Here is a 22,362-nt window from a genome sequence, read left to right on the forward strand (position 1 = left end):
GCACAAGGACACGCTGGTCAGCCGGAACAACCTGGCGATCGTGCTGGAGGCGTTGGACCGGCTGCCGGAGGCCGAGGCCGAGTTCCGCGCCGTGCTGGAGGTACGGCGGAGGGCGCTGGGTGAGGAGCACCCGGACACGCTGATCACCCGAAGCCGCCGGGCGGGCGCGCTGGAGGCGTTGGGGCGGTTGGAGGAGTCCGAGGCCGAGTACCGGGCGGTGCTGGAGATCTGCCTGCGGGTGTGGGGGAAGGAGCACCCGTCCACTCTGGTCAGCCGGAACAACCTGGCGATCGTGCTGCGGGCGTTGGGGCGATCGGAGGAAGCCGAAGAGTTGGAGTGACCTCGCCGCCGTGGAAATGCGGTGCCCGCCCCTGATGAATGATCGTAGGATGAGGCGCAACGCGATGACGGAGACGAGTAGTTCCGGGATCACGCGAGTCAGAGAGCCGCCGGAAGCTGCGAAGGCGGTCTCGCGCCCCGGCGACGAAGACCCTCCCGAGTGCGGGGAGGAACGGCGAGACCGCCCAATGCCCCGCCGGCCGGCCCCCGTGATCGGGCCAGGATGAGGCCGCCGCCAAGGCGGCGGCGAAAGTGCGGTGGCACCGGGAGTTCCCTTCTCCCCCGCACTCCCAAGGGATCGCTCATATTCCTCAAGGAACGTGATGATCTCTCGTACACTCGCCGCCGACCTGCCCGCGCACGTCGGCCACCGTGTCCGCCTCGCCGGCTGGCTTCACCGCCGCCGCGAGCTCAAGTCCGTGTCCTTCCTCGTGATCAGGGACCGTTCCGGACTCGCCCAGATCGTGCTGCGCGAACCGGTCCAGCTGGCCGAGGAAACCGTCGTCGAGGTCACCGGGACCGTCGCCGCCAGCCCTCAGGCCCCGGGCGGGGCCGAACTGGTCGACCCGGTCATCGACGTGCTGTCCACGCCGGTCGAGTCGCCGCCGTTCGACCTGTACCGGCCCGTTGTCGCCGGTGCGCTGCCCACGATCCTCGACCACGCGTCCGTGACGTTGCGGCATCCCCGGCTGCGGGCATCGTTCGATATCGCCGCCGCGGGGGTCGCCGGGTTCCGGGCCGCCCTGGACGGGCTCGGGTTCGTCGAGACGTTCACGCCGAAGATCGTGGCCTCGGCGACCGAGTCCGGCGCCAACGTGTTCGGCATCGACTATTTCGGCAAGCCCGCCTTCCTGGCCCAGTCGCCGCAGTTCTTCAAACAGACGTTGGTCGGGGTGTTCGAACGGGTCTACGAGGTCGGGCCGGTGTTCCGGGCCGAGCCGCACGACACCGCCAGGCACCTGGCGCAGTACACGAGCCTCGACGCGGAGCTGGGCTTCATCACGGACCACCGCGACGTCATGGCGGTGCTGACGCGCGCCCTGCGCGGCATGCACGCGGCCGTCGCCGAGCGCGCGGGGGCCTCCGTCCGTCTCCTGGGAATCCACGTGCCCGAGGTTTCGGAGGAGATCCCGTCGATTCACTTCACCGACGCACAGGAACTCCTCGCCCGGCACACCGGCGAGGACCCGCGGGGCGAACCAGACCTGGCTCCCGCGCACGAACGCTGGCTCGGGGAGTGGGCGCTGCGCGAACACGGATCGGAGTTCCTGTTCGTCACGGGCTACCCGATGGTCAAGCGTCCCTTCTACACCCATCCCGACCCGGGCAGGCCGGAGTGTTCGCGCAGCTTCGACCTGCTCTTCCGAGGACTGGAGCTGGTGACGGGAGGCCAGCGGCTGCATCGTCACGCCGACTATCTGGCCGCGCTCGCAGGCCGGGGCGAGGACCCGGAGGCGTACCGGGGGTATCTCGCCGCGTTCGCCCACGGGCTGCCGCCCCACGGCGGCTTCGCCATCGGCCTGGAACGCTGGACCGCCCGCCTGACGGGCGCCGCCAACGTCCGCCAGACCACCCTCTTCCCGCGCGACCTGCACCGTCTCAGCCCGTGAATCCGTACGGGGTTCACGCCGTGAGCCACGTCCCGACACCCGCATGAGCGCGCGTGGCGCGAGGGTGCGAATCCCATAGCTCAACCACGGCGAAGGCCCGTCAGGTGATCCACCTGGCGGGCCTTTCATGTCCAGAAGCCAGAGGCGGCTTCGCGTCATACATGTACGAGGACTGAAATGCCATTGACGGAGTGAGTGCTCACTCCGTAATCTTGAGGGCATGGCAGACACGACATCCCGCCGGCGAGCGCCGGCGATGAGCACCGAGCAGCGCAGGGCGATGATCGTCGCCGCGGCGCTTCCGCTGGTCGCCGAGCACGGCGCCGCGGTCACCACAAGTCAGATCGCCCGGGCCGCCGGCATCGGTGAGGGCACCGTCTTCCGAGCCTTCGCCGACAAGGACGAACTGCTCGACGCGTGCCTGACCGAGGCGATGAATCCCAGCCACGTGCTGCGCGAGCTGACCTCCATCTCCCTCGACGAACCGCTTGCCGACCGGCTGACACAGGCGGCCGAGGCCCTGCACGCCCACCTGGGACGGATGGGGACGGTGATCGGAGCCCTGCACGGCACCGGCCACCGTCGCGGGCGCGGCCTCGGAGAACGGCAGACCGCCGACGACCGGCCGCCCTCGGGCGGCAGGGAGGCCTCGACGAAGGCGACCCACGAGGCGATCGTCGAGCTGATCGAACCCGATCGGGCGGCGCTGCGCCTGGAGCCCGAGAAGGTCGCCTCGGTCTTCCTGGGCATGCTCTTCACCCGTCCCCGCTCCGCGTTCGGTGGCGCGGAACCCACGTCGGAGGAGCTCGTCGACATCCTTCTGCACGGCGCTTTCACACGCCCGGAGGGCCCGGCATGACCATCACGCTGAACCACACCATCGTCCCGGCCGTCGACAACCGCGAGGCGGCCCGGTTCTTCGCCTCGATCATGGGGCTGGAGGTGCTGCCGCCCGCCGGCCGCAACGGCCACTTCGCGCCCGTACGGGTGAACGACACGCTGACCCTGGACTTCATGACCGTGGAGAACCCCGCCGGCGTACATCTGGCCTTCCAGGTCGATCCGGCCACGTTCGACCGGATTCTGGGCCGCCTGCGGGAGGAGGCAGTGCCCTACGGCAGCGATCCGGCCCATCCCGACAACGGCCGCATCGATCACCCGTTGTGCCCGCGCGGGCTGTTCTTCGTCGACGCGGCGCGCAACCTCTACGAGGTGATGTCTCCCGAATGAGCGCGGGTCGCCGCGACCATGGACGTCTTGAGGTAGGGCCCGCCGTACCAGAACCGCCAGCCGAGGTCGTACACGTGGACGTCGGCGGCCCCGCACTCGCGGAGCACCTCGGCATAGCGGTGGGCGTTCCTGATGTCGGCCAGGCGCAGCCCGCCGCCCGGCTTCAGCACGCGCAACGCCTCGCGTACGGCACTGGCGCGCCCCTCGGCGTCGGTGATGTTGTGCACGACGAGGCTCGACACCACCAGGTCGAACGTGGCGTCAGGGAAGGGCAGGCCGCGAACGTCGGCGGTGACCAGCGCGACCCGGTCCGCGACGCCTTCGGCGCGGGCGTTGGCCAGGGTGGCCTCGCCGCTGTTGCCCGACTGATCGTGCGTCCACAGGTCCACCCCGGTCGCGGCGCCGCCGGGAACCCGCGCCGCCGCCTTGAGCAGGACGAGCCCGCGGCCGCAGCCCAGGTCGAGGACGCGTTCGTCACCGGACAGGCCGAGCCGGTCGAGTTCCGCGTCCCACACGCGGAACTTGCCGCGCAGGGTGGTGTGCGCGAACAGCGCCGCGCCGATGATCAGCACGCCGCCGCCGATCAGCAGCACCACCGCCGGGACGACCCAGCCGATGGCGAAGAGCCAGACGGCCAGCGCAGTCTCCAGGACCCCGCCCACCGTCAGCCCGGTCAGCACGGCCGGAGCGTCCACACCGTAGTTCCCACGCGGCTTCGTCACGATCACTTTGTACCGTCCGCAAGTCCGTCTCGTACAGGCCGAAGATCCTTCCGTGTCGTCGTGGCAGGCCCGGCCTCCGCCGGAACGCGCCGACGCTCCGGACGGCGGGATGCCGGGTCCGGCGCGGCCTCAGACGCCGTCCGCCGCCGCGGCCCGGTAGCGATCGGCGAGCGTACGCAGGTGAGCGCGTAGTTCGGGCGGATCGAGCACGGTGAAGGGCACGTCGAGCGAGGTGAGGAAGGTCGCGAGGTCGTGCGGTGAGTCGCCCCCGGTCTCCAGCACGCAGGCGTCCTCCCCGTCGGCGCGCAGCAGCCCGGCCGCGGCGGTGAGCCGCGCGCCCATGACCGCGACGGGGGCGTGCAGCCGCACGACGGCCCTGTGCCTCCAGGCGGACGAGCCCGCCCCGCGTACGACGTGGGCGGCGGCGTCTCCCTCGGGCGGTTCCCGCGGGGTGAAGCGGGGGCCGTTCGGGGAGCGTGGCCGCACGCGGTCGGCGCGGAAGGTCCGCCAGTCGCGGCGGTCGACGTCCCAGGCCAGCAGATACCAGCGTCGCCCGGTGAACACGAGCCGGTGCGGCTCCGCCGTGCGGCGCCTCTCGGTCCCCCGGTGGTCGAGGTAGTCGAACCGCAGCGTCTCGCGGTCGCGGATGGCGGCGGCGATCGAGGTCAGCGTGTCCGGATCCACGGTGGGGCCGTGCCCCGGCACCGCGACCGTGGCGGCGCGCACGGCCTCGATCCGGTGACGCAGCCGGGACGGCAGCATCCGCTGGAGCTTGGTGAGCGCGCGCAGCGAGGTCTCCTCGATGCCGGTCACGGTGCTGCCCGCGGCGGCCTGCAGGCTGACGACCACCGCGACGACCTCCTCGTCGTCGAGCAGCAGCGGGGGCAGGGCCGACCCCGCGCCCAGGCGGTACCCGCCGGCCGTGCCGGTGGCCGAGTGGATCTCGTAGCCCAGGACGCGCAGCCGGTCGACGTCGTTGCGTACGGTCCTGGTGGTCACGCCGAGCCGGTTCGCCAGGTCGGCGCCGGACCAGCCGGGTCGCGCCTGGAGCAGTGCCAGCAACCGCAGCAGCCGTACGGAGGTCTCCAGCATGACGACAGTCTCCCGTTCATTGAGGAACCGTATGTTCCGCAATGCCTTCTAGCGTTCCCCCCATCGACGAGAGATCGACGAAAGGGGACGACCGATGCTGCGTGGACTGACGACCGTGACCTTCTGGGCCGACGACGTCGAGGAGGCGACGCGCTGGTACGCGGAGGTGCTCGGCGCCGAGGCGTACTTCGAGAGGAAGGGCCCGGACGGCCGGGTCGCCTACGCGGAGTTCCGCCTCGGCGACCACCAGCACGAACTCGGCTTCGCCGACCGGCGCTACGCGCCGCACCCGACGACGGAACCGGTCGGGGCCGTCGTCTACTGGCACGTCGACGACCTCACGGCGGCGCTCGGCAGACTACTGTCGTTGGGCGCCACGCAGCACGAGGCGCCGACGGAGCGCGGCCCCGGCTTCGTCACCGCCTCGGTGGCCGACCCGTTCGGCAACATCCTGGGGATCATGTACAACGCCCACTACCTGGAGGTCCTCGAAGGCCGCGCCTGAAAGTCGCAGCGCCGCGGGCCGCCCCATCTGCGCCTACAGCCGACCGGGAGGACCCCGCCGGGGTCAGCCGAGACCGGCGTACTGGCGGGGGCGCAGGGCCTGGGCGCGCAGCGCGGCCAGCGCGGCCCGGCGCCCGGCGGTCGTGAGCCGCCACGGCCCGCTGCCCGGGGCATGCGTCACGGGCGCCCGGCCCGCGACCTCCGGCGTTCCGGACGTGGTCCCGGGCGCTCCGGCCGTGGTCCGGCGATCGCGGCCCAACGCCCCGGGCTCCCGCGACGAGGCCTCCAGGCCGAGGGCGTCGAGGCGGTGGCGGAGCCGGGCGAGCGGTCCGGTGAGGTCCGCCCCGCCGACGCGGTCGCCGTCCGTCGTGCGCCAGCCCTCGCCGTTGACCACCTCGGCGACCCGGTCGCGCAGGTCGCCGTCCCGCACCACATCGGCGTCGGCCAGGATCATCAGCGCCGACTCACGGATGGAGACCTCGTAATCGTGCTCCCCGGGGGCGGGAACGAGCAGTGTGGGCGCGGCCGCCTCCCACATGGCGGCGCGGTCGTCGAGCAGGTTCCTGCCCGTGGTGGTGAGCACCAGCCTCCGGCCGCTGCGCCGCAGCGCCCCGAGATCGTGCAGGGCGATCTGCCGCAGTTCGGTGAGGGCCGGCACGTCGTTCTCGCCGCGTACGGCCCCGGACCTCGCCCGATTGGCCCAGCCGAACCGGTCGGCCGCCTCGACGGCCACGGCACGCCCGACGTTGAGCCGCTCGGTCAGGCGGACCCCGGTGCGGGCCAGGCCGAGCAGCCAGCGCAGCGGTTCCAGATGCGGCTCGTCCGGAACCGCGATCGGCGCGTGCAGCCGCACCTCGAAGGGCTGGGCGAGCTCCCGGCGGGCGTTGCCCCGTCCGAGCACCCAGCGGTTCAGCCGTTCGCCGTGGACCCGGTGCAGCCAGCAGTCGCCGCCCAGCTCCGCGCGGGGCGTGGTGAGCCAGCGGCGGGTCAGCTCCTCCCTGTCCACCGGGTCGCCGGCGACGATGGCGAGCTCCAGGGCGGCCGCGCAGGCGACGTGCGCCCCCAGCTCCTCCGGTCCCATGATCGAGCTCCACGACAGCTCGGCGATGTCCGGGGGCAGCACCCCGGTGGCCTCCAGCTCCCGGTGGTAGGCCGCGGCCCCGGCCTCCTCGCCCTCCCTGGCGTACGTCTGCAGGATCCGGGCGGTGGCGGGGGAGTCGCACAGGGCGGCGTAACGCTCCATGCCCGCGAGTCTGAGCAGCTCGCCGAGGGCACGCGCGATCGTCGCCTGGTCGCCCGGCACCTTGATCGGCAGCGTGTACCAGAGGAACTCGCACACGTCGAACTGGCTGATGGTCTCCAGCGCCTCGCCGCCGGCGAGCCACTCGACCGCGACGCGGGCGGACTCGGCGATGTCCGGCTCGGAGCGCTCCAGCTGGGCGAGGAGCGCGGCGACGTCAGGTGCGGGCATGACCCGAAGTCTGCCGTATCGACCCCATCGTTGACGACGACCCGGCATCACTCGCGACCCCCCCTCTCGGTGCACCTGACGGTATGCGCCCAACGATACGGGGGTAAGGAGCCGGCGGCGCTTGAGGGTGCGTGGGCGTGCATGCCTTGCCTCGCCGTGCGCGTTCAGCCCTCGATGGCCGGCATCAGATCCATGAGTCGAACAGCATCCTCGCGTGCCAGGAGTCGTACGGGATGACCTCGGCGGCGATCACGGGATAGAGCCAGCCGAAGTTGACCAACGCCAGGAGCACGAACGCGCCCACCACCGCCGTGCCGGCCACCCGCCGGTTGGGCCGGGCCGGATCCTCCCTGCCCATGATCAGCCCGCAGCCCAGCACGATCGCCAGGATCATGAACGGCACCAGCGGCATGGCGTAGAACATGAACATCGTCCGGTTGTCCGCCACGGCGAAGTAGAACCACGGCAGCCACCCGGCGGCGTAGCCGAGCAGCACCGCGCCCGCGCGCCAGTCGCGGGTCGCGACATACCAGGCGATCATGGCGATCAGCGCGATGAGGCCGGCGAACCAGATGATCGGGGTGCCGGTGCCGAGAATCGCCCAGGAGCAGGAGGCGGTGCCGCAGGTCTTCGGCGACTCGTAGAAGAACGCGACCGGGCGCAGCAGCAGCGGCCACTGCCAGGGCTCCGACTGGTACGTGTGGCTCTGTTCCAGGCCGGTGTGGAAGGTCAGCACCTGCTTCTGGTAGTCGAACCAGGAGCGGAGCGAGTCGATGACGAAGTAGACCGGGCCGTTCGAGGTGGCCTGGTCCCAGTTGCGGCCGTATCCCTTGTCGGTGACGAACCACCCGGTGAACGACAGCAGGTAGGTGAAGACCGGGACGACGGCCATCCACGCCGCGGCGAGCGGCAGGTCGCGGCGGACGACCTCGCCGTACGGCCGGGGCTGTCCGGCGGCCCGCCGGGCGCCCGCGTCCCACAGCAACGTCATGATCACGAAGGCGACGATGTAGAAGCCGCCGGTCCACTTGGTGGCCGTGGCCAGGCCCAGGCACACCCCGGCGGCCAGGCGCCAGGGCCGCAGGCCCAGCCGTGGTCCCTCCGCGGGCGACCCCGCCTCGTGCCAGTCGGCGAACCGGGTGCGGACCCGGTCACGGTCGACGACCAGGCAGGCGAACCCGGCGAGCACCCAGAACATCAGGAAGATGTCCAGCAGGGCCGTACGGGACAGCACGAAGTGGAGGGCGTCGAGAGACAGCAGCAGGCCGGCCGCGCAGCCGAGCAGCGTCGAGCGGGTCATCCTGCGGGCCGTGCGGGCGAGGATCAGGATGGACAGCGTGCCGAGCACCGCGGCGGTGAAACGCCAGCCGAAAGGGTTCGCCCCGAAGATCAGCTCGCCGAGGCCGATCAGCCACTTGCCCGCCGGCGGGTGCACCACGTAGGAGGCGCACTCGCCCACCGAGCCGCACTGTTTGAAGATGTGCTCGTTGCCGGCGAGTAGGAGCTTGTCCGCGCCTTCCACGAACTGCCGCTCGACGCCGTACTTGACGGTGGCGAAGGCGTCCTTGGCGTAGTACGTCTCGTCGAAGACGACCGAGTGCGGTGTGCCCAGCCGGTAGAACCGGAGGAACCCGCCGAAGGCGGCCACCAGGATGGGGCCGAGCCAGCCCCACATGGCGCTGCCGGGCATGGGCGGCACGAGCCGGTCGCGCAGGGAGACCGCGGGAGTCTTGTCCCGGGGCCCCTCTTCCGGCTGCTCGAACGCCTTGTGAGAATAGTCGGTCACGGCCACGCCGACAGATTACTGGTGAGTCCCCGCCGAGGACACGGCTCGCGTATGGATTGGGTCATCCGGCCGTTCGGCGATGAATGTTTCACGCCGGCCATAGGCTGGACGGGTGCTCGTTCTCGCCGCAGCCCCCATCGGCCAGCCCAAAGACGCGTCCCCACGGCTGCGCGAGGTGCTCGCCGCGGCCGACGTGATCGCGGCGGAGGACACCCGCCGGCTGCGACGGCTCGCGGCCGACCTGGAGATCGTCATCGGGGGGCGCGTGGTGTCCTACTACGACGCCAACGAGAGCGCGCGGGCCGCCGAGTTGCTCGAGGCGCTGCGCGAGGGGCGGACCGTGGTGGTGATCACGGACGCCGGCATGCCGGGCGTCTCCGACCCCGGATACCGGCTCACCCGCCTCGCGGTCGAGGCCGGTCTGCCCGTGACGGCGCTGCCCGGCCCGTCGGCGGTGACGACCGCGCTCGCCGTCTCCGGCCTGCCGAGCGACCGGTTCTGCTTCGAGGGGTTCCCGCCGCGGAAGCAGGGGGAGCGGGCCAGGCGGCTGGCGGCGCTGGCGGCCGAGGAGCGCACGATGGTGTTCTTCGAGGCGCCGCACCGCCTGCACGCCACCTTGGAGGCGATGGCGGAGGCCTTCGGCGCGCAGCGGCCCGCCGCCGTCTGCCGGGAGCTCACCAAGACCTACGAGGAGGTGCGGCGCGGCGGTCTCGGCGAGCTGGCCGAGTGGGCCGCCGGCGAGGTCAGGGGCGAGATCACGCTGGTGGTGGCGGGACGGACCGCCGGGGAGGCCGCGCCGGGCATCGAGGAGCTGGTCGAGGAGGTGGCCAGGCGCGAGAGCGCGGGCGTGCCGCGCAAGCAGGCCATCACCGAGGTGGCCAGGTCCGCCGGCGTCCCCAAGCGCGACCTCTACAACGCCGTCCACGCCACTCCGTCGCCGTGATCTCGCACTGCGGGATCACGGCCAAGGGCGGACCAGGTCAGCGGCCACTTCTGCGACCGACTGCACGATCACGCGCGGTGAGGGCGGCGGCGAGGCAGGCGAGCGGCACCGCGGGCAGCAGGTAGCGGTAGTCGAACTCGGCGGTCGCCGCCGGGGCCAGGATCAGGCCCACCGCACCCAGCCAGGGCAGCAGCGCGGGCCCGCCGAGCTCGCGCCAGCGCCGCGCCGCGCCGTACAGGCCGAACAACAGCAGCGCGCCCAGCACGAGGCCGGGCAGCCGTACGACCTTCTGATAGCCGATCATGATGTCCGACCACGGCGAGACCACGTGCGTCGCGGCCGGCCCGTTCTCGTACGCCTCCGCGTCCTTGTCGGTCGTGCTGTGGTAGGAGCTCCACCTGGGCAGCTTGCGCGTGTACTCGTTGTCGAACTCGTACTGCAGGAAGGTTTTGGCATCCGGGAACCGCGGACGGCCCCACTGGAAGGCGCGGAAGAAGTCCTTGGCCACCGCGGCCAGATAGTCGCCCGGCTGCGACAGGATCGCCCTCTTCGCGAACGCGCTCGCGTTCGCGTTGATCTCCGGGGTGAACTTCATGCCCGAGCCGAACACATGGAGCTGGTTCTGGTCGTCCCACCACAGGTACGCCTGCGCGGACAGGCCGCGGTCCTTGGGCGGGACGTTGATGCACAGCAGCGCCAGCTCCAGCTCACGGCGCTCGTCGATGTCCATCTTGTGGCAGTCGGCGAACAGCGACGTCCTCATGTAGAGGATCACCCCGTCGCTGTTGGTCATCGCGAACTGGCCGTTCACCGCCTTGAACCAGCCCATGTACGCGAGCACGGGCAGCGCGCACGCGGTGACCATGGCGGCGATCGGCTTCCAGCCGGCCCGCTTGATCACCAGGTATGCCACCACCAGGGCGAGGATGGGCAGGCCGATGCTCCGGGTCAGCGCGGTCAGCGCGAGCAGCAGCCCGACCACGGTCCCGCCGCGCCAGGTCATCCGCTCCCGCCACAGCACGAGCGTCACCACGCCCACCACGAGCAGGATGAACATGGTGTCCGACATGATCAGCTGTTCGAGCTGGATCTGGTAGGCGTCGAACAGCACGGGGGCGGCCGCGAGCGTCGCACCCCAGCCTGGAACCCCAAATCTTCTGGTCAGCAGCGCATAGATAAGGACCGCCGCAGCCAGGCCCATGAGGTGCTGGGTCAACACCACGAGCGAGAAACTGTGGAACGGCTTGAGCAGCAGCAGCCAGAAGCTGTACCCGTCCGGGCGGATCGGGTGCGGACGCGGCCGGAGCGCCACCGACACGTAGTCGTAGGAGTCGTTGAACCACATCGCCGGGCCGAAGCCCAGCATCGTGACGATCCGCAGCACGAAGGCGACGCCGAGCGTGACCGCGAAGACCCGGTGCCGGCGCAGCAGGGCGACCGGACGGCCCCAGCGGCCGGCCGGGGTGGTGTCCACCGAGGGAGGATCCGCGATCGCGACCATTCACAGTCGCGCGGAGAGCACCGCCTGCTTCGGCCGGCGGCGGACGACTCCGCGCTCCCTCCCCTCGGATTTCGCCGGTGCCTTCCAACGGACGCCCACGGGCATGTCGCGAAAAAGAACTGCGAGTGCCTCACCTGCGGGTATACCGCGCACGCCGGCAGGGCCGGCGTGCTGAGAATTCTCCGGGCCGGGCTCGTCCTCTGCGTCGCCGCTCGGCCGGCGACGCGGGAAGCCCGCCGCTCCAGCGGTGGGTGGAGTCACTGTTACAGAATGCCAGCCGTTTCGCGGACTTGACTCGGACGCTACTGGGAAGCGGGCATCATTGGTGTCCTGCCGTCATATGCGAGGAGTTGCGACGTGGAACTTACCGTTGTCATGCCATGCCTCAATGAGGCCGAGACCGTGGAGATCTGTGTTCGCAAGGCTCTCACCTGCATGCGCGAGAACGGAATCGACGGCGAGGTGGTCATCGCCGACAACGGCAGCACCGACGGCTCGCAACAACTGGCCCGTGACGCGGGCGCCCGGGTTGTCCATATTGACGAGAAGGGCTACGGCAATGCCCTGATCGGCGGCATCCGTGCCGCTCGCGGCAAGTACGTCATCATGGGCGACGCCGACGACTCCTACGACTTCACCAACCTGATGCCCTTCGTCGAGCAGCTCCGGGACGGCGCCGAGCTGGTCATGGGCAACCGGTTCCGCGGGGGCATCGCCCCGGGAGCCATGCCCCCGCTCCACCGCTACCTGGGCAACCCGGTCCTGTCGTTCATCGGCCGGCTGTTCTTCCCCAGCGCGATCGGCGACTTCCACTGCGGCCTGCGCGGCTTCCGCCGCGACTCGATCCTGCGGCTGGGCCTGCAGACCGGCGGCATGGAGTTCGCCTCCGAGATGGTCGTGAAGGCGACCCTGCAGGGGCTCGACGTCCGCGAGGTGCCGACCACCCTGTCGCCCGACGGCCGCTCCCGCCCGCCGCACCTGCGCTCCTGGCGGGACGGCTGGCGTCACCTGCGCTTCCTGCTGCTCTACAGCCCGCGCTGGCTGTTCTTCATCCCGGGCCTGGTGCTGATGAGCCTCGGTCTCGTCGCCGGGGCCGCGCTGTCGTTCGGCCCGGTTTACATCGGCAAGCTCGCCTTCGACGTCGACACGCTGGTCGGCGCGTCCGCGATGGTGATCAGCGGATTTCAGGCCGTGCTGTTCGCGCTGTTCACCAAGGTGTACGCCGCCGAGGAGGGCTTCCTCCCCGAGGACCGGCGGATCCGCAGGCTGGTGGACGTCGTCACGCTGGAGAAGGGCCTGCTCGCGGGCGGCGCCCTCGCCGTGGCCGGCCTGGTCGGCCTGGTGGCCTCGCTCGCCCACTGGGGCGGCCGCGGCTTCGGCGAGCTGATCCCGGCCGAGTCGCTGCGCCTCGTCGTGCCGTCGGCGACCGCGTTCGTCATGAGCTTCCAGACGATCTTCGCGTCGCTGTTCATCAGCATCCTCGGCATCCGCCGTACGCGGGAGAACCCGGTCGACATCGCGGCGTCCGCCGCCGAGGAGGCCGCGGAGGCCGTCAGCCGCGAGTCCGTGGCCTGACGCCACCGGCGTTTTATCCCGGGGAGTCATCTCCCCGGGGCCGATAGGATTCGCACATGGCGGCTACAGGAACGACTGCATCCGGGGAGTCGGCGTTCTACGTGACGACGCCGATCTACTACGTCAACGACGCCCCGCACCTGGGCCACGCCTACACGACCGTCGCGGGCGACGTGCTCACCCGCTGGCACCGCCAGCGCGGCGAGAAGGTGTGGTACCTCACCGGCACGGACGAGCACGGTCAGAAGATCATGCGAACGGCCGAGGCGAACGGTGTGACGCCCCAGGAGTGGTGCGACAAGCTCGTCGAGGACGCCTGGAAGCCGCTCTGGGAGCACCTCCAGATCGCCAACGACGACTTCATCCGCACCACCGAGCCGCGCCACACCGACCGCGTCCAGGAGTTCGTGCAGGACCTGTACGACAAGGGCGAGATCTACAAGGGCGGGTACGAAGGGCCCTACTGCGTCGGCTGTGAGGAGTACAAGTCGCCCGGCGACCTGCTGGAGGGCGACCTGTGCCCGATCCACAAGCGCCCGGTGGAGTGGCTGAAGGAGGAGAACTACTTCTTCAGGCTCTCGGCGTACGGCCCGCGCCTGCTGGAGTTCTACGAGCAGAACCCGGACTTCGTCCAGCCCGCCTCGGCGCGCAACGAGGTCGTGCAGTTCGTGAAGCAGGGCCTGCAGGACCTGTCGATCTCGCGGTCGACGTTCGACTGGGGCGTCCCGATCCCCTGGGACACCAAGCACGTCATCTACGTGTGGATCGACGCGCTGCTCAACTACGCCACGGCCGTCGGCTACGGCTCCGACCAGGCGAAGTTCGACGCCACCTGGCCGGCGAACGTGCACCTGGTCGGCAAGGACATCCTCCGGTTCCACGCGATCATCTGGCCCGCCATGCTGATGGCGAACGACCTGCCGCTGCCGGGACGCGTGTTCGCCAACGGCTGGCTCATGGTCGGCGGCGAGAAGATGAGCAAGTCCAACCTCACCGGCATCTCGCCGCGCGACCTGACGAGCCACTTCGGCGTGGACGCCTACCGCTACTACTTCCTGCGGGCGATCCCGTTCGGCCAGGACGGCTCGTTCTCCTGGGAGGACTTCTCCGCCCGCTACACCTCCGAGCTCGCCAACGACTTCGGCAACCTGGCGTCCCGGGTCGCCGCGATGGTCGGCAAGTACTTCGACGGAGCGCTGCCCGGGGCCGAGGACGCCGGTCCGGCCGAGCAGGCGGTCGCGGACGGCCTCGCGGCGGCCGTGGCCCAGGCGGACACCATGATCGGTGACAACCTGGACTTCGCCGGCGGCATCGGCGCGATCTTCGACTTCGTCAAGCAGGTCAACGGCTACCTGAGCGACCAGGCGCCGTGGAAGGTGGCCAAGGACGACTCGCCCGAGGGGCAGGCGCGGCTCGCGACGATCCTCTACACGGCGGCCGAGTCGCTGCGCGCGATCGCGGTCCTGCTCCACCCGATCATGCCGGCCACCGCCGAGAAGCTGTGGGCGTCTCTCGGGGCGGAGGAGCACCTGGGCGCGCTCGCCGACCAGCGGATCGCCGACACCGCGACCTGGGGCAGGCTGCCCGCCGGGGCGCGGGTCGTCAAGGGCGAGATCCTCTTCCCGAGGCTGGAGAACGCCTGACCATGTCGCGAGAGCGTCCCGCACCGCCCGAGGCGTTGCCGGCGGAGGTGTTCGACAGCCACTGCCACCTGGACATCATGGTCGGCAACCGGCAGGCGTCCTCGGGCGACCCGGTCGCCCTCGCCGCGCAGGCGGCCGGGGCGAGCATCGAGTCGATCCTCGCCGAGGCGAAGTCGGTCGGCGTGACGCGCCTGGTGACGGTCGGATACGACCTGCCGTCCTCGCGGTGGAACGCCGCGGTGGCCGGTGCGCATCGGGACGTGTACGCGGCTGTGGCCATCCATCCGAACGAGGCGCACGCCGCCACGCCCGAGGTCCTCGCCGAGATCGAGGACCTCGCCCGGCTGCCGCACGTGCGGGCGGTGGGGGAGACCGGCCTCGACTACTTCCGCGACTGGGCGTCGAAGGACGACCAGCACGCCAGTTTCCGCGCGCACATCGAGATCGCCAAGCGGACCGGCAAGGCCCTGGTCATCCACGACCGCGACGCGCACGACGACGTGCTCGACGTGCTGGCCGACCAGGGCGCCCCCGATGTGGTGGTCTTCCACAGCTACTCCGGTGACGCCGAGATGGCCAAACGGTGCGTGGACGCCGGTTATCACATGTCGTTCTCCGGCCCGGTGACGTACAAGAACGCCGGATATCTGCGTGAGGCGGCGGCGGTGGCCCCGCCCGAGCTGATCCTGGTCGAGACCGACGCGCCCTACCTGCCGCCGACGCCGCACCGGGGCAAGCCCAACGCGCCCTACCTGATCCCGCTCACGCTCCGCTGCCTCGCGGAGGTCAAGGGCATGGACGTCGCCGACCTCGCCGCCCGGATCACGGCCAACGGCGAGACCGTCTTCGGTGCCTGGTAGCGCGGGAGACACTGGACGCATGAGTCTGCTCGGGCCGGTCGAAGTGCGTGCGCTCGCGGAGAAGCTGAACATCCGGCCGACGAAGAAGCTGGGGCAGAACTTCGTGATCGACGGCGGCACCGTCCGCCGGATCGTCCGGCTCGCCGAGGTCACGCCGGGGGATGTGGCGATCGAGGTCGGGCCGGGGCTCGGGTCGCTCACCCTCGCCCTGCTCCCCGAGGTCGCCGAGGTCGTCGCCGTGGAGATCGACCCGGTGCTGGCAGAGCAGTTGCCTCTGACGGTCGCCGAGCGGGCCCCCGAGGTGGCCGGTCGGCTGACCGTGGTGCACGCCGACGCGCTCAAGGTCGGGCCCGCCGAGCTCGGGACCGAGCCGACCGTGCTGGTCGCCAACCTGCCGTACAACGTGTCCGTGCCGGTCGTGCTGCACCTGCTGGAGGTGCTGCCGTCGCTGCGGCGCGGGCTGGTGATGGTGCAGTCGGAGGTCGCCGACCGGCTCGCGGCGGCGCCGGGGTCGCGCATCTATGGCGTTCCCTCGGTGAAGGCCGCCTGGTACGCCGACGTGCGCCGGGCCGGGCCGGTCGGGCGCAACGTCTTCTGGCCCGCGCCGAACGTCGACTCCGGCCTGGTCTCGCTCGTACGGCGGGAGCCGCCGACGACGACGGCGACCCGCGAGGAGGTCTTCGCCGCCGTCGACGCGGCCTTCGCGCAGCGCCGCAAGACGCTGCGCGCCGCTCTCGCCTCCTGGGCCGGTACGGCCGCCGCCGCCGAGGAGGCGCTGGTCAAGGCCGGGATCGCCCCCTCGGCGCGCGGGGAGCAGCTGCGGGTCGAGGACTTCGCCCGCATCGCCGAGCAGCGGGCCGCCGCAATCTCCTAGGTCAGAACACGGGGACCGGCCGGCGGCCGAGGTAGGCGAGCAGCCTGGCCACGTCGCCGGCCTCCTCGCCGGGCTCGAGAGCGGGAGCGTATGCGCCGTAGGCCCGCAGCGGTTCGACGATCCGGGTGGCGACCTCCATCAGCGGCCGGGCCATCTCGGGGGTGAGCGGCGAGGGCCGCCCTGTGGCCACGGCGATGTCCCAGGCGTGCACCGCGGCGTCGAGCGCGCACGCGCCGGCCGCGAGCCAGGCGGGCAGGGGACCCTGCGGAAGCGGCACCGGCACCTGCTCGGCGGCGTCGTCCACGGTCGCCCACGCGCCGGCCGAGGCGTCGAGCGCCGCGGCGAGGTAGGCCCCGGGGTCGCCCTCGATGCGGCCGGAGGGGGAGAAGGGGTCCTCCGACGGCCACGGCCCGCCCGTGATCGCGGCGGCGTAGGCGATCTGGTCGCCGGTCGCGTGCTGGAGCACCTGGGTGACCGACCACTTCTCGCACGGCGTCGCGGCGTCCCATGCCTCGGCCCCGACGCCCGCGACGGCGTCGCGCAACGCGTCGTGAGCCTGGGTCAGCAGGGTCCGCCAGCTCGCCGTCGTGGTCTCGTTCATCCGCGCTTCCTCTCCACTGGAGAACGGAATGTTCCGTTCCGTTAATCTCACTCTATCAGAACGGAATGCTCTGTTCCACTGCTACGGTGACCCCATGCCGAAGCAGACGAACGACCAGGGTTCCGCCGGTCTGGCCGGACGGCGGAGCCAGGCCGCGCGCAACGACGCCGCCATCCTCGCCGCCGCAAGGGAGGTCTTCCTCGCCGATCCCAAGGCGCCGGTCTCGGCCGTCGCGGAACGGGCCGGGGTCGGCATGAGCGCGCTCTATCGGAGATATCCGGGCAAGGAGACCCTGCTGCGCACGCTGTGCCATGACGGGCTGCGCCGCTGGATCGAGGAGGCGGAGGCCGTCGAGGCGGAGCCGGACGCCGGGAAGGCCCTCGTCGTCTTCCTCGAGCGGATCGTCGACGCCGACGTGCACTCGCTCACGGTCCACCTCGCCGGCACGTTCACGCCGACCGAGGAGATGGGACGTGACGCGCGGCGGGCCGCGGAGCTGATGGGCCGGCTGGTGGAGCGGGCCCACGCGGCCGGACGGTTGCGCCGGGATGTGGTCGCCGACGACATCGGCCTCGTGCTGGAGGGGTGCGCCGCCGTCCGGATGCCCGACCCGGAGCGTACGCGGGAGCTGCGGCGGCGCTTCCTGTCGATGGTGCTCGGCGGCTTGACCGGGCCCGATGTGAACGTCCTCCCCGGTCCGGCTCCGGAGCCGGGCGAGCTGAACTGGCGGTGGCGGCGGTCGGGGTAGACGGGCCCGGCGCTGCTCCCCCGGCGTGACGTGAAGGGGTGGATTCGACGTGATCGCCAGTTGATCCGTTCCATCGATTAAGTGTGATTTGGGTCACATGAGGAAGGGGTGTCGATCTGTTGCGCTCCGTCACGGATCGGCATCGGCGAAACCTGTGATCAGCGAAAACGTGGTGATCGGTCGCAGGGTGCCGACGGCGGCGAGGGTCGCGATCTTGACACCAAGATCGGACTAACGGCCACTGAAGTGGTCACAACTCCCGAAATCTCAGATAGTTTTTAGCCGTCCTTTACTGACGGATGGGGCGCAAGTGGCGCCCGACGATCAGACCAGGGAGTAGTAAGTTGAAGCGCACCCTCACCCTCGGTGGCATCGCGGTCGGCCTGCTGGCATCCGCGGCCGTCGCCGCCCCCGCCCACGCGGACTCCGTTCCGCACGACACCCTGGCCAGCACCAACTTCGCCGCCAAGCAGGTCGCCGCGTTCTGGTACGGCCAGAACAAGGCCAACCTGGTCAACGCCACGCCGTACGCGGTGGAGACCACCCTGCCCACCAAGCACGTCTCGGCCGGTGGCGCGTCGGCGGACAGCAAGGCCGGCGTCGTCGGGTCCAGCGGTGACCAGAAGGCCTCCAGCGGCACGTCCAAGAACGTGAACCTGCCGAAGACGACCGGCAAGGTGTTCTTCATCGGCGCCGACCACAAGCCGCACTGGTGCTCGGCGACCGCCGTGCAGAGCCAGTACAAGAACCTGGTGGCGACCGCCGGCCATTGCGTGTACGACACCGAGAGCAACAAGGCGACCCTCGACAAGTGGGTCTTCGTCCCGGGTTACTACCAGGGCAAGACCCCGTGGGGCATCTACGTCGGCAAGACCGCGTACACGCACTACGACTACGACGTGTATGAGGACGGCGACCGCGACTACGCGTTCGTGACCGTCTACAACGGCGTCCTGCCCACCAGCGCCTCCGGCAGGAGCTATGACCGCACCTACGAGACCTCCCGCGAGGCGAGGTGGGCCAAGGCCAAGCTCGACAAGGACAAGGCCTACTCGAACGTGACCATCCAGCCCGTGGCCGACACCGACCACGTGGTCAAGGAGGGCACCCGCGACTCGCAGAAGGTCTACGTCAAGCGGGACGAGTGGAAGAAGCTCAACCCCGAGGGCACCGACGCGAACGGGCCCTTCAAGGAGGGCACCGGCGTCACCGACCGGGAGTTCTCCTTCAAGCCGCGCGGCTGGGAAGAGGGCAAGCAGTCCCGGGACGGCAAGGCCTTCTACATGAAGAAGGGCGACAAGTACGTCGTCCGCACCTACTGGATCAACTACGACGTCGACTACCGCCTGACCGGCCGCGCCCTGTCGATCGGCCTCAAGGACGTCGGCACCCTCGGCTCGAACGTCGGTGGTCAGGGCCTGGCCTACAACCAGAAGATCGGCACGGGCATGTTCGTGTTCGGTTACCCGAGCGGGTCGCACCCGGACGGCAACTACGCCTTCTCCGGCAAGACGCTCAAGTGGAGCTACGGCAAGACCTTCAAGGCGGCCGCCCCGTCGATGAAGGCCGAGGAGCTCGTCGGCGTCAAGTCCTCCTTCACCGGTGAGGGCGCCATCGGTTCCGCGTGGCTGTACCGCTACAGCAGCACGAAGCGGCTGGGTTACCTGAACGGTGTGACCATCGCGGTCTCCGACACCGACGGCAACAAGCGGATCGACACCAGCGTCTCCCCGTACTTCGACGGTGAGACCCTGGCCGTCTACAAGACCGCCGCCGCCAACTGGTCCGGCAAGATCGTCTGATTCATCGGCATCACGTGAAGGGGCCCGGCATCATGCCGGGCCCTTTTCTCATGCCCGGACATGGACGACCCGCCCCCGTCCGTGGACGCCCACTGAATATCCGGAGGGGCGAGTGACGCTAAGCTCGGGTCTCATGCCGAGGCACAGCGATCACGGCACGGTGACGAGTGACGACGACGCGAGGCGGTGAGCGGGCGATGAGCGCGATCACGGTGCGGGTGCCGGCGAAGGTCAACCTCCAGCTCGCGGTCGGCCCGCTCCGCGGGGACGGCTATCACGACCTGGTGAACGTCTTCCACGCGGTCTCGTTGTTCGACGAGGTCACCGCCGCCGAGCCGGCCGAGGGGGACGCCTGCGCCCCCCCGCTGCGGGTCAGGGTCGAGGGAGACCTCACCGGTCAGGTGCCGGTGAGCGACGACAACCTCGCCGTACGGGCCGCCAGGGCGCTGGCCGACCGGGCGGGCCGTTCCTACCGGGCCGACCTGCTGATCCGCAAGTCGATTCCCGTGGCGGGCGGCATGGCCGGGGGGAGCGCCGACGCCGCCGCGGCCCTGGTCGCCTGCAACGAGCTGTGGGGCCTCGGCCTGCCGGTCGAAGACCTGATGGAGATCGCCGCCGACATCGGCAGCGACGTGCCGTTCGCGCTGCTCGGTGGCACCGCCGTGGGCACCGGACGCGGCGAGCGGCTCGCCCCGCTGGAGACCGGCGGGGTCTTCCACTGGGTCTTCGCACTCGCCGACGGGGGGCTGTCGACCCCGCGGGTGTACGGCGAGTGTGACCGTCTGCGTGAAGAGGCGGGGATGGCCGCGCCCCACCCCGCGGTGAGCGAGGAACTGCTCACCGCTCTGCGCGAGGGCGACGCCGAGACGCTGGGCCGGGCGCTGTCCAACGACCTCCAGCCCGCGGCGCTGGCGCTGCGTCCCTCGCTCGCGGGCACGCTCGCCGCCGGTCGCGAGCACGGCGCGCTCGGCGCCCTCGTCTCCGGATCCGGCCCCACCTGCGCCTTCCTCGCCGAGTCGGCGGAGCGGGCGGAGGAGCTCGCCGCCCTTGTCAAGGACGTCGACGGCTGCCGCTCCGTCGTCACCGCGCACGGCCCGGTTCCGGGGGCGACCGTTGCCGGTGCGGGGGCCGGATAAGCTTTACCAGCGATGAACCTGGTCAATCTGGAGTCCGTCTCCCACGCCTTCGGGCCCAAGCCGCTGCTCGCCGACGTCTCCCTCGGCCTGGAACAGGGCGACAGGATCGGCGTCGTCGGCCGCAACGGCGGTGGTAAGACCACGCTCATCTCGATCGTGGCCGGGACGTTGCAGCCCGACAGCGGCAGGGTCACCCACACCCGGGGCCTGCGCGTCGGCACGCTCTCCCAGCGTGACCAGTTCGACCCGGACGCCGCCGTGAAGGACATCGTCCTGGGCGGCCGGGCCGAGCACGAGTGGGCGGGCGACCCCGCGATCAGAGAGATCCTGGCCAATCTGCTCGGCGACATCGACCTGTCCGGCGCCGCGGGCGCGCTGTCGGGCGGCGAGCGGCGCCGTACGGCACTGGCCCGGCTGCTGGTCGAGGAGCACGACCTGCTGATCCTCGACGAGCCGACGAACCACCTCGACATCGAGGCCATCGCCTGGCTCGCCGGGCATCTCGTCCAGCGCAAGTCCGCGCTGCTCGTCGTCACCCACGATCGCTGGTTCCTCGACGCCGTCTCCACCCGGACGTGGGAGGTCGTGGACGGCTCCGTCGAGCGATACGAGGGCGGTTACGCGGCGTACGTGCTGGCCAAGGCCGAGCGGGCGCGGATCGCGCAGGCCGCGGAGGAACGCCGGCAGAACCTGATGCGCAAGGAGATCGCGTGGCTGCGGCGCGGACCGCCGGCCCGGACCTCCAAGCCGAAGTTCCGGATCAACGCCGCCGAGGCGCTGATCGCGAACGAGCCGCCGCCGCGGGAGACCGTCGAGCTGCTCGACTTCGCCTCGGCGCGGCTCGGCAAGACCGTCTTCGACCTGGAGGACGTGACGCTCCACGCGGGCGGCCCCGGTGACGGACAGGGCGCCGGGCCGCTGGTGCTCGACCACTGCACGTACCAGTTCGGCCCGGGGGACCGGATCGGGCTGATCGGGGTCAACGGCTCGGGCAAGTCGTCGGTGCTTCGCCTGCTGTCCGGCACGGTCGCGGCCGACTCCGGCCGCGTCGTGCGCGGCAGGACCGTACGGCTCGCGCACCTGTCGCAGGAGCTCGGTGAGCTCGACCCCACGCGCCGGGTGCTGGAGACGGTCGAGGAGATCCGCAAGTACGTCCAGGTCGGCAAGAAGGAATGGTCGGCCTCCCAGCTGCTGGAGCGCCTCGGTTTCCGGGGCGAGGCCCAGTGGAAGGTCGTCGGCGACCTGTCGGGCGGCGAGCGGCGGAGGCTGCAGTTCCTCCGGCTCATCATGGACGAGCCGAACGTGCTGCTGCTCGACGAGCCGACCAACGACCTCGACATCGAGACGCTCACCGAGCTGGAGGACCTGCTCGACGGCTGGCCGGGCACGCTGGTGGTGGTGAGCCACGACCGCTACTTCCTCGAGCGGGTGGCCGACCGCTGCCTCGCGCTCCTCGGGGACGGCAGGCTGTCGATGCTGCCGGGCGGTGTGGACGAGTATCTCGACCGGCGCGCCCGCGGCGCGGCCGTGTCGGCCCGTGCGGCGACCGCGGCCAAGGCGGCCCCGGCATCCTCGGCGGGGTCCTCCGCGGGGTCTTCGCCCGGCGGCGCGGCGGCCGCGCCGAAGGCCGGTGGACTGTCGGCCAAGGAGCTGCGGGAGCTGCAGAAGGAGCTGAGCCGGCTGGAACGGCAGATCGATCGGCTCGGCGAGCGGGAGGCGCAGTTGCACGGCGACATGGCGGAGGCGGCGACCGACTTCGAACGGCTGGCGAAGCTCGACGCCGAGTTGCGCGAGGTCGTCGCGCAGAAGGAGTCGGTCGAGCTCGAGTGGATGACGGTGGCGGAGCGCCTCGAGGAGCAGTAGGTCACGTCACGTCGCCCGGCCGCGTCCCGGTGCCGGTGACGCGGACGGAAAGGGGGCCCGGC

General features: G+C 70.9%; 20 protein-coding genes. 14 read left to right on the forward strand and 6 right to left on the reverse strand.

Features of this window, described 5'->3' with window-relative positions; translation table 11 throughout:
* The 4 genes from AB0O28_RS24185 to AB0O28_RS24200 form a co-directional block, all read left to right on the forward strand.
* The coding region (locus tag AB0O28_RS24185; RefSeq protein ID WP_363643735.1) for a tetratricopeptide repeat protein at window positions 1-340 on the forward strand (340 nt) is incomplete at its 5' end.
* Between the two features lie 322 nt (window positions 341-662).
* Window positions 663-1,949 carry an aspartate--tRNA(Asn) ligase gene (gene aspS / locus AB0O28_RS24190; protein ID WP_363643737.1) on the forward strand — a complete coding sequence of 429 codons (1,287 nt, stop codon included), beginning with the start codon at window positions 663-665 and terminating at the stop codon, window positions 1,947-1,949.
* A gap of 220 nt (window positions 1,950-2,169) precedes the next feature.
* On the forward strand, window positions 2,170-2,808 hold the full coding sequence (locus AB0O28_RS24195; RefSeq protein WP_363643739.1) for a helix-turn-helix domain-containing protein: 639 nt from the start codon (window positions 2,170-2,172) through the stop codon (window positions 2,806-2,808).
* Complete coding sequence (locus AB0O28_RS24200; protein WP_363643741.1) at window positions 2,805-3,179, forward strand: VOC family protein; 375 nt, start codon at window positions 2,805-2,807, stop codon at window positions 3,177-3,179. Before AB0O28_RS24195 ends, AB0O28_RS24200 begins: the two co-directional genes overlap by 4 nt.
* Here AB0O28_RS24200 and AB0O28_RS24205 read toward each other — a convergent pair.
* Entirely contained in the window at window positions 3,155-3,901 is a 747-nt protein-coding gene (locus tag AB0O28_RS24205; RefSeq protein WP_363643743.1) for a class I SAM-dependent methyltransferase, read from the reverse strand. The genes AB0O28_RS24200 and AB0O28_RS24205 overlap by 25 nt on opposite strands.
* Before the next feature lie 129 nt (window positions 3,902-4,030).
* Window positions 4,031-4,993, reverse strand: a complete 963-nt coding sequence (locus tag AB0O28_RS24210; RefSeq protein WP_363643745.1) for a WYL domain-containing protein — start codon at window positions 4,991-4,993, stop codon at window positions 4,031-4,033.
* 94 nt (window positions 4,994-5,087) lie between these two features.
* On the opposite strand from AB0O28_RS24210, the gene AB0O28_RS24215 reads away from it, so the two are divergent.
* A complete protein-coding gene (locus AB0O28_RS24215) occupies window positions 5,088-5,498 on the forward strand; it encodes a VOC family protein (protein WP_363643747.1) in 411 nt (136 codons plus the stop codon).
* Window positions 5,499-5,561: 63 nt separating this feature from the next.
* Here AB0O28_RS24215 and AB0O28_RS24220 read toward each other — a convergent pair whose 3' ends face one another.
* Window positions 5,562-6,968: a hypothetical protein gene (locus tag AB0O28_RS24220; RefSeq protein WP_363643749.1), complete on the reverse strand. Its 1,407-nt coding sequence runs from the start codon at window positions 6,966-6,968 to the stop codon at window positions 5,562-5,564.
* 184 nt (window positions 6,969-7,152) lie between these two features.
* Entirely contained in the window at window positions 7,153-8,658 is a 1,506-nt protein-coding gene (locus tag AB0O28_RS24225; RefSeq protein ID WP_363643792.1) for a phospholipid carrier-dependent glycosyltransferase, read from the reverse strand.
* A gap of 208 nt (window positions 8,659-8,866) precedes the next feature.
* Between AB0O28_RS24225 and rsmI the strand changes: the two genes are divergently transcribed.
* Window positions 8,867-9,697 carry a 16S rRNA (cytidine(1402)-2'-O)-methyltransferase gene (gene rsmI / locus AB0O28_RS24230; RefSeq protein WP_363643751.1) on the forward strand — a complete coding sequence of 277 codons (831 nt, stop codon included), beginning with the start codon at window positions 8,867-8,869 and terminating at the stop codon, window positions 9,695-9,697.
* Between the two features lie 37 nt (window positions 9,698-9,734).
* On the opposite strand, the gene AB0O28_RS24235 is transcribed toward rsmI, so the two are convergent.
* Window positions 9,735-11,171 (reverse strand): hypothetical protein, encoded by a 1,437-nt coding sequence (locus AB0O28_RS24235; RefSeq protein WP_363643753.1) that lies wholly within the window; start codon window positions 11,169-11,171, stop codon window positions 9,735-9,737.
* Window positions 11,172-11,555: 384 nt separating this feature from the next.
* Between AB0O28_RS24235 and AB0O28_RS24240 the strand changes: the two genes are divergently transcribed.
* From AB0O28_RS24240 to rsmA, 4 genes are read left to right on the forward strand one after another with little or no spacing between them, the layout of a single operon-like run.
* Entirely contained in the window at window positions 11,556-12,773 is a 1,218-nt protein-coding gene (locus tag AB0O28_RS24240; protein WP_363643755.1) for a glycosyltransferase family 2 protein, read from the forward strand.
* Window positions 12,774-12,829: 56 nt separating this feature from the next.
* Window positions 12,830-14,416, forward strand: coding sequence for a methionine--tRNA ligase (gene metG, locus AB0O28_RS24245; RefSeq protein ID WP_363643757.1), 1,587 nt, complete (start codon window positions 12,830-12,832; stop codon window positions 14,414-14,416).
* Window positions 14,417-14,418: 2 nt separating this feature from the next.
* Complete coding sequence (locus tag AB0O28_RS24250; RefSeq protein WP_363643759.1) at window positions 14,419-15,276, forward strand: TatD family hydrolase; 858 nt, start codon at window positions 14,419-14,421, stop codon at window positions 15,274-15,276.
* 19 nt (window positions 15,277-15,295) lie between these two features.
* Window positions 15,296-16,150, forward strand: a complete 855-nt coding sequence (gene rsmA / locus AB0O28_RS24255; protein ID WP_363643761.1) for a 16S rRNA (adenine(1518)-N(6)/adenine(1519)-N(6))-dimethyltransferase RsmA — start codon at window positions 15,296-15,298, stop codon at window positions 16,148-16,150.
* 1 nt (window position 16,151) lies between these two features.
* On the opposite strand, the gene AB0O28_RS24260 is transcribed toward rsmA, so the two are convergent.
* The gene (locus tag AB0O28_RS24260; protein WP_363643763.1) at window positions 16,152-16,751 is read right to left on the reverse strand and encodes a TIGR03086 family metal-binding protein; all 600 of its coding nucleotides are present in this window, start codon (window positions 16,749-16,751) and stop codon (window positions 16,152-16,154) included.
* A 94-nt stretch (window positions 16,752-16,845) separates the two neighbouring features.
* Here AB0O28_RS24260 and AB0O28_RS24265 point away from each other — a divergent pair, with 94 nt between their 5' ends.
* The 4 genes from AB0O28_RS24265 to AB0O28_RS24280 all read left to right on the forward strand — a co-directional run bounded on the left by AB0O28_RS24265 (window position 16,846) and on the right by AB0O28_RS24280 (window position 22,300).
* A complete protein-coding gene (locus tag AB0O28_RS24265) occupies window positions 16,846-17,499 on the forward strand; it encodes a TetR/AcrR family transcriptional regulator (RefSeq protein ID WP_363643765.1) in 654 nt (217 codons plus the stop codon).
* A 344-nt stretch (window positions 17,500-17,843) separates the two neighbouring features.
* Entirely contained in the window at window positions 17,844-19,301 is a 1,458-nt protein-coding gene (locus AB0O28_RS24270; protein ID WP_363643767.1) for a hypothetical protein, read from the forward strand.
* Window positions 19,302-19,498: 197 nt separating this feature from the next.
* On the forward strand, window positions 19,499-20,437 hold the full coding sequence (locus AB0O28_RS24275; RefSeq protein WP_363643794.1) for a 4-(cytidine 5'-diphospho)-2-C-methyl-D-erythritol kinase: 939 nt from the start codon (window positions 19,499-19,501) through the stop codon (window positions 20,435-20,437).
* Window positions 20,438-20,449: 12 nt separating this feature from the next.
* Window positions 20,450-22,300, forward strand: a complete 1,851-nt coding sequence (locus tag AB0O28_RS24280) for an ABC-F family ATP-binding cassette domain-containing protein (protein WP_363643769.1) — start codon at window positions 20,450-20,452, stop codon at window positions 22,298-22,300.
* Window positions 22,301-22,362: the final 62 nt, after the last annotated feature.

The sequence above is a fragment of the Microbispora sp. NPDC088329 genome, from assembly GCF_040685655.1.
Lineage (GTDB): Bacteria > Actinomycetota > Actinomycetes > Streptosporangiales > Streptosporangiaceae > Microbispora.

Coding starts and splice junctions, on each gene's coding strand:
- AB0O28_RS24220 (WP_363643749.1), bottom strand. CDS start 6,968: ATGCCCGCACCTGACGTCGCCGCGCTCCTCGCCCAGCTGGAGCGCTCC.
- AB0O28_RS24225 (WP_363643792.1), bottom strand. CDS start 8,658: ATGCCCGGCAGCGCCATGTGGGGCTGGCTCGGCCCCATCCTGGTGGCC.
- rsmA (WP_363643761.1), top strand. CDS start 15,296: ATGAGTCTGCTCGGGCCGGTCGAAGTGCGTGCGCTCGCGGAGAAGCTG.
- AB0O28_RS24275 (WP_363643794.1), top strand. CDS start 19,499: ATGAGCGCGATCACGGTGCGGGTGCCGGCGAAGGTCAACCTCCAGCTC.
- aspS (WP_363643737.1), top strand. CDS start 663: ATGATCTCTCGTACACTCGCCGCCGACCTGCCCGCGCACGTCGGCCAC.
- AB0O28_RS24280 (WP_363643769.1), top strand. CDS start 20,450: ATGAACCTGGTCAATCTGGAGTCCGTCTCCCACGCCTTCGGGCCCAAG.
- AB0O28_RS24250 (WP_363643759.1), top strand. CDS start 14,419: ATGTCGCGAGAGCGTCCCGCACCGCCCGAGGCGTTGCCGGCGGAGGTG.
- AB0O28_RS24215 (WP_363643747.1), top strand. CDS start 5,088: ATGCTGCGTGGACTGACGACCGTGACCTTCTGGGCCGACGACGTCGAG.
- AB0O28_RS24200 (WP_363643741.1), top strand. CDS start 2,805: ATGACCATCACGCTGAACCACACCATCGTCCCGGCCGTCGACAACCGC.
- metG (WP_363643757.1), top strand. CDS start 12,830: ATGGCGGCTACAGGAACGACTGCATCCGGGGAGTCGGCGTTCTACGTG.
- AB0O28_RS24265 (WP_363643765.1), top strand. CDS start 16,846: ATGCCGAAGCAGACGAACGACCAGGGTTCCGCCGGTCTGGCCGGACGG.
- AB0O28_RS24260 (WP_363643763.1), bottom strand. CDS start 16,751: ATGAACGAGACCACGACGGCGAGCTGGCGGACCCTGCTGACCCAGGCT.
- AB0O28_RS24195 (WP_363643739.1), top strand. CDS start 2,170: ATGGCAGACACGACATCCCGCCGGCGAGCGCCGGCGATGAGCACCGAG.
- AB0O28_RS24210 (WP_363643745.1), bottom strand. CDS start 4,993: ATGCTGGAGACCTCCGTACGGCTGCTGCGGTTGCTGGCACTGCTCCAG.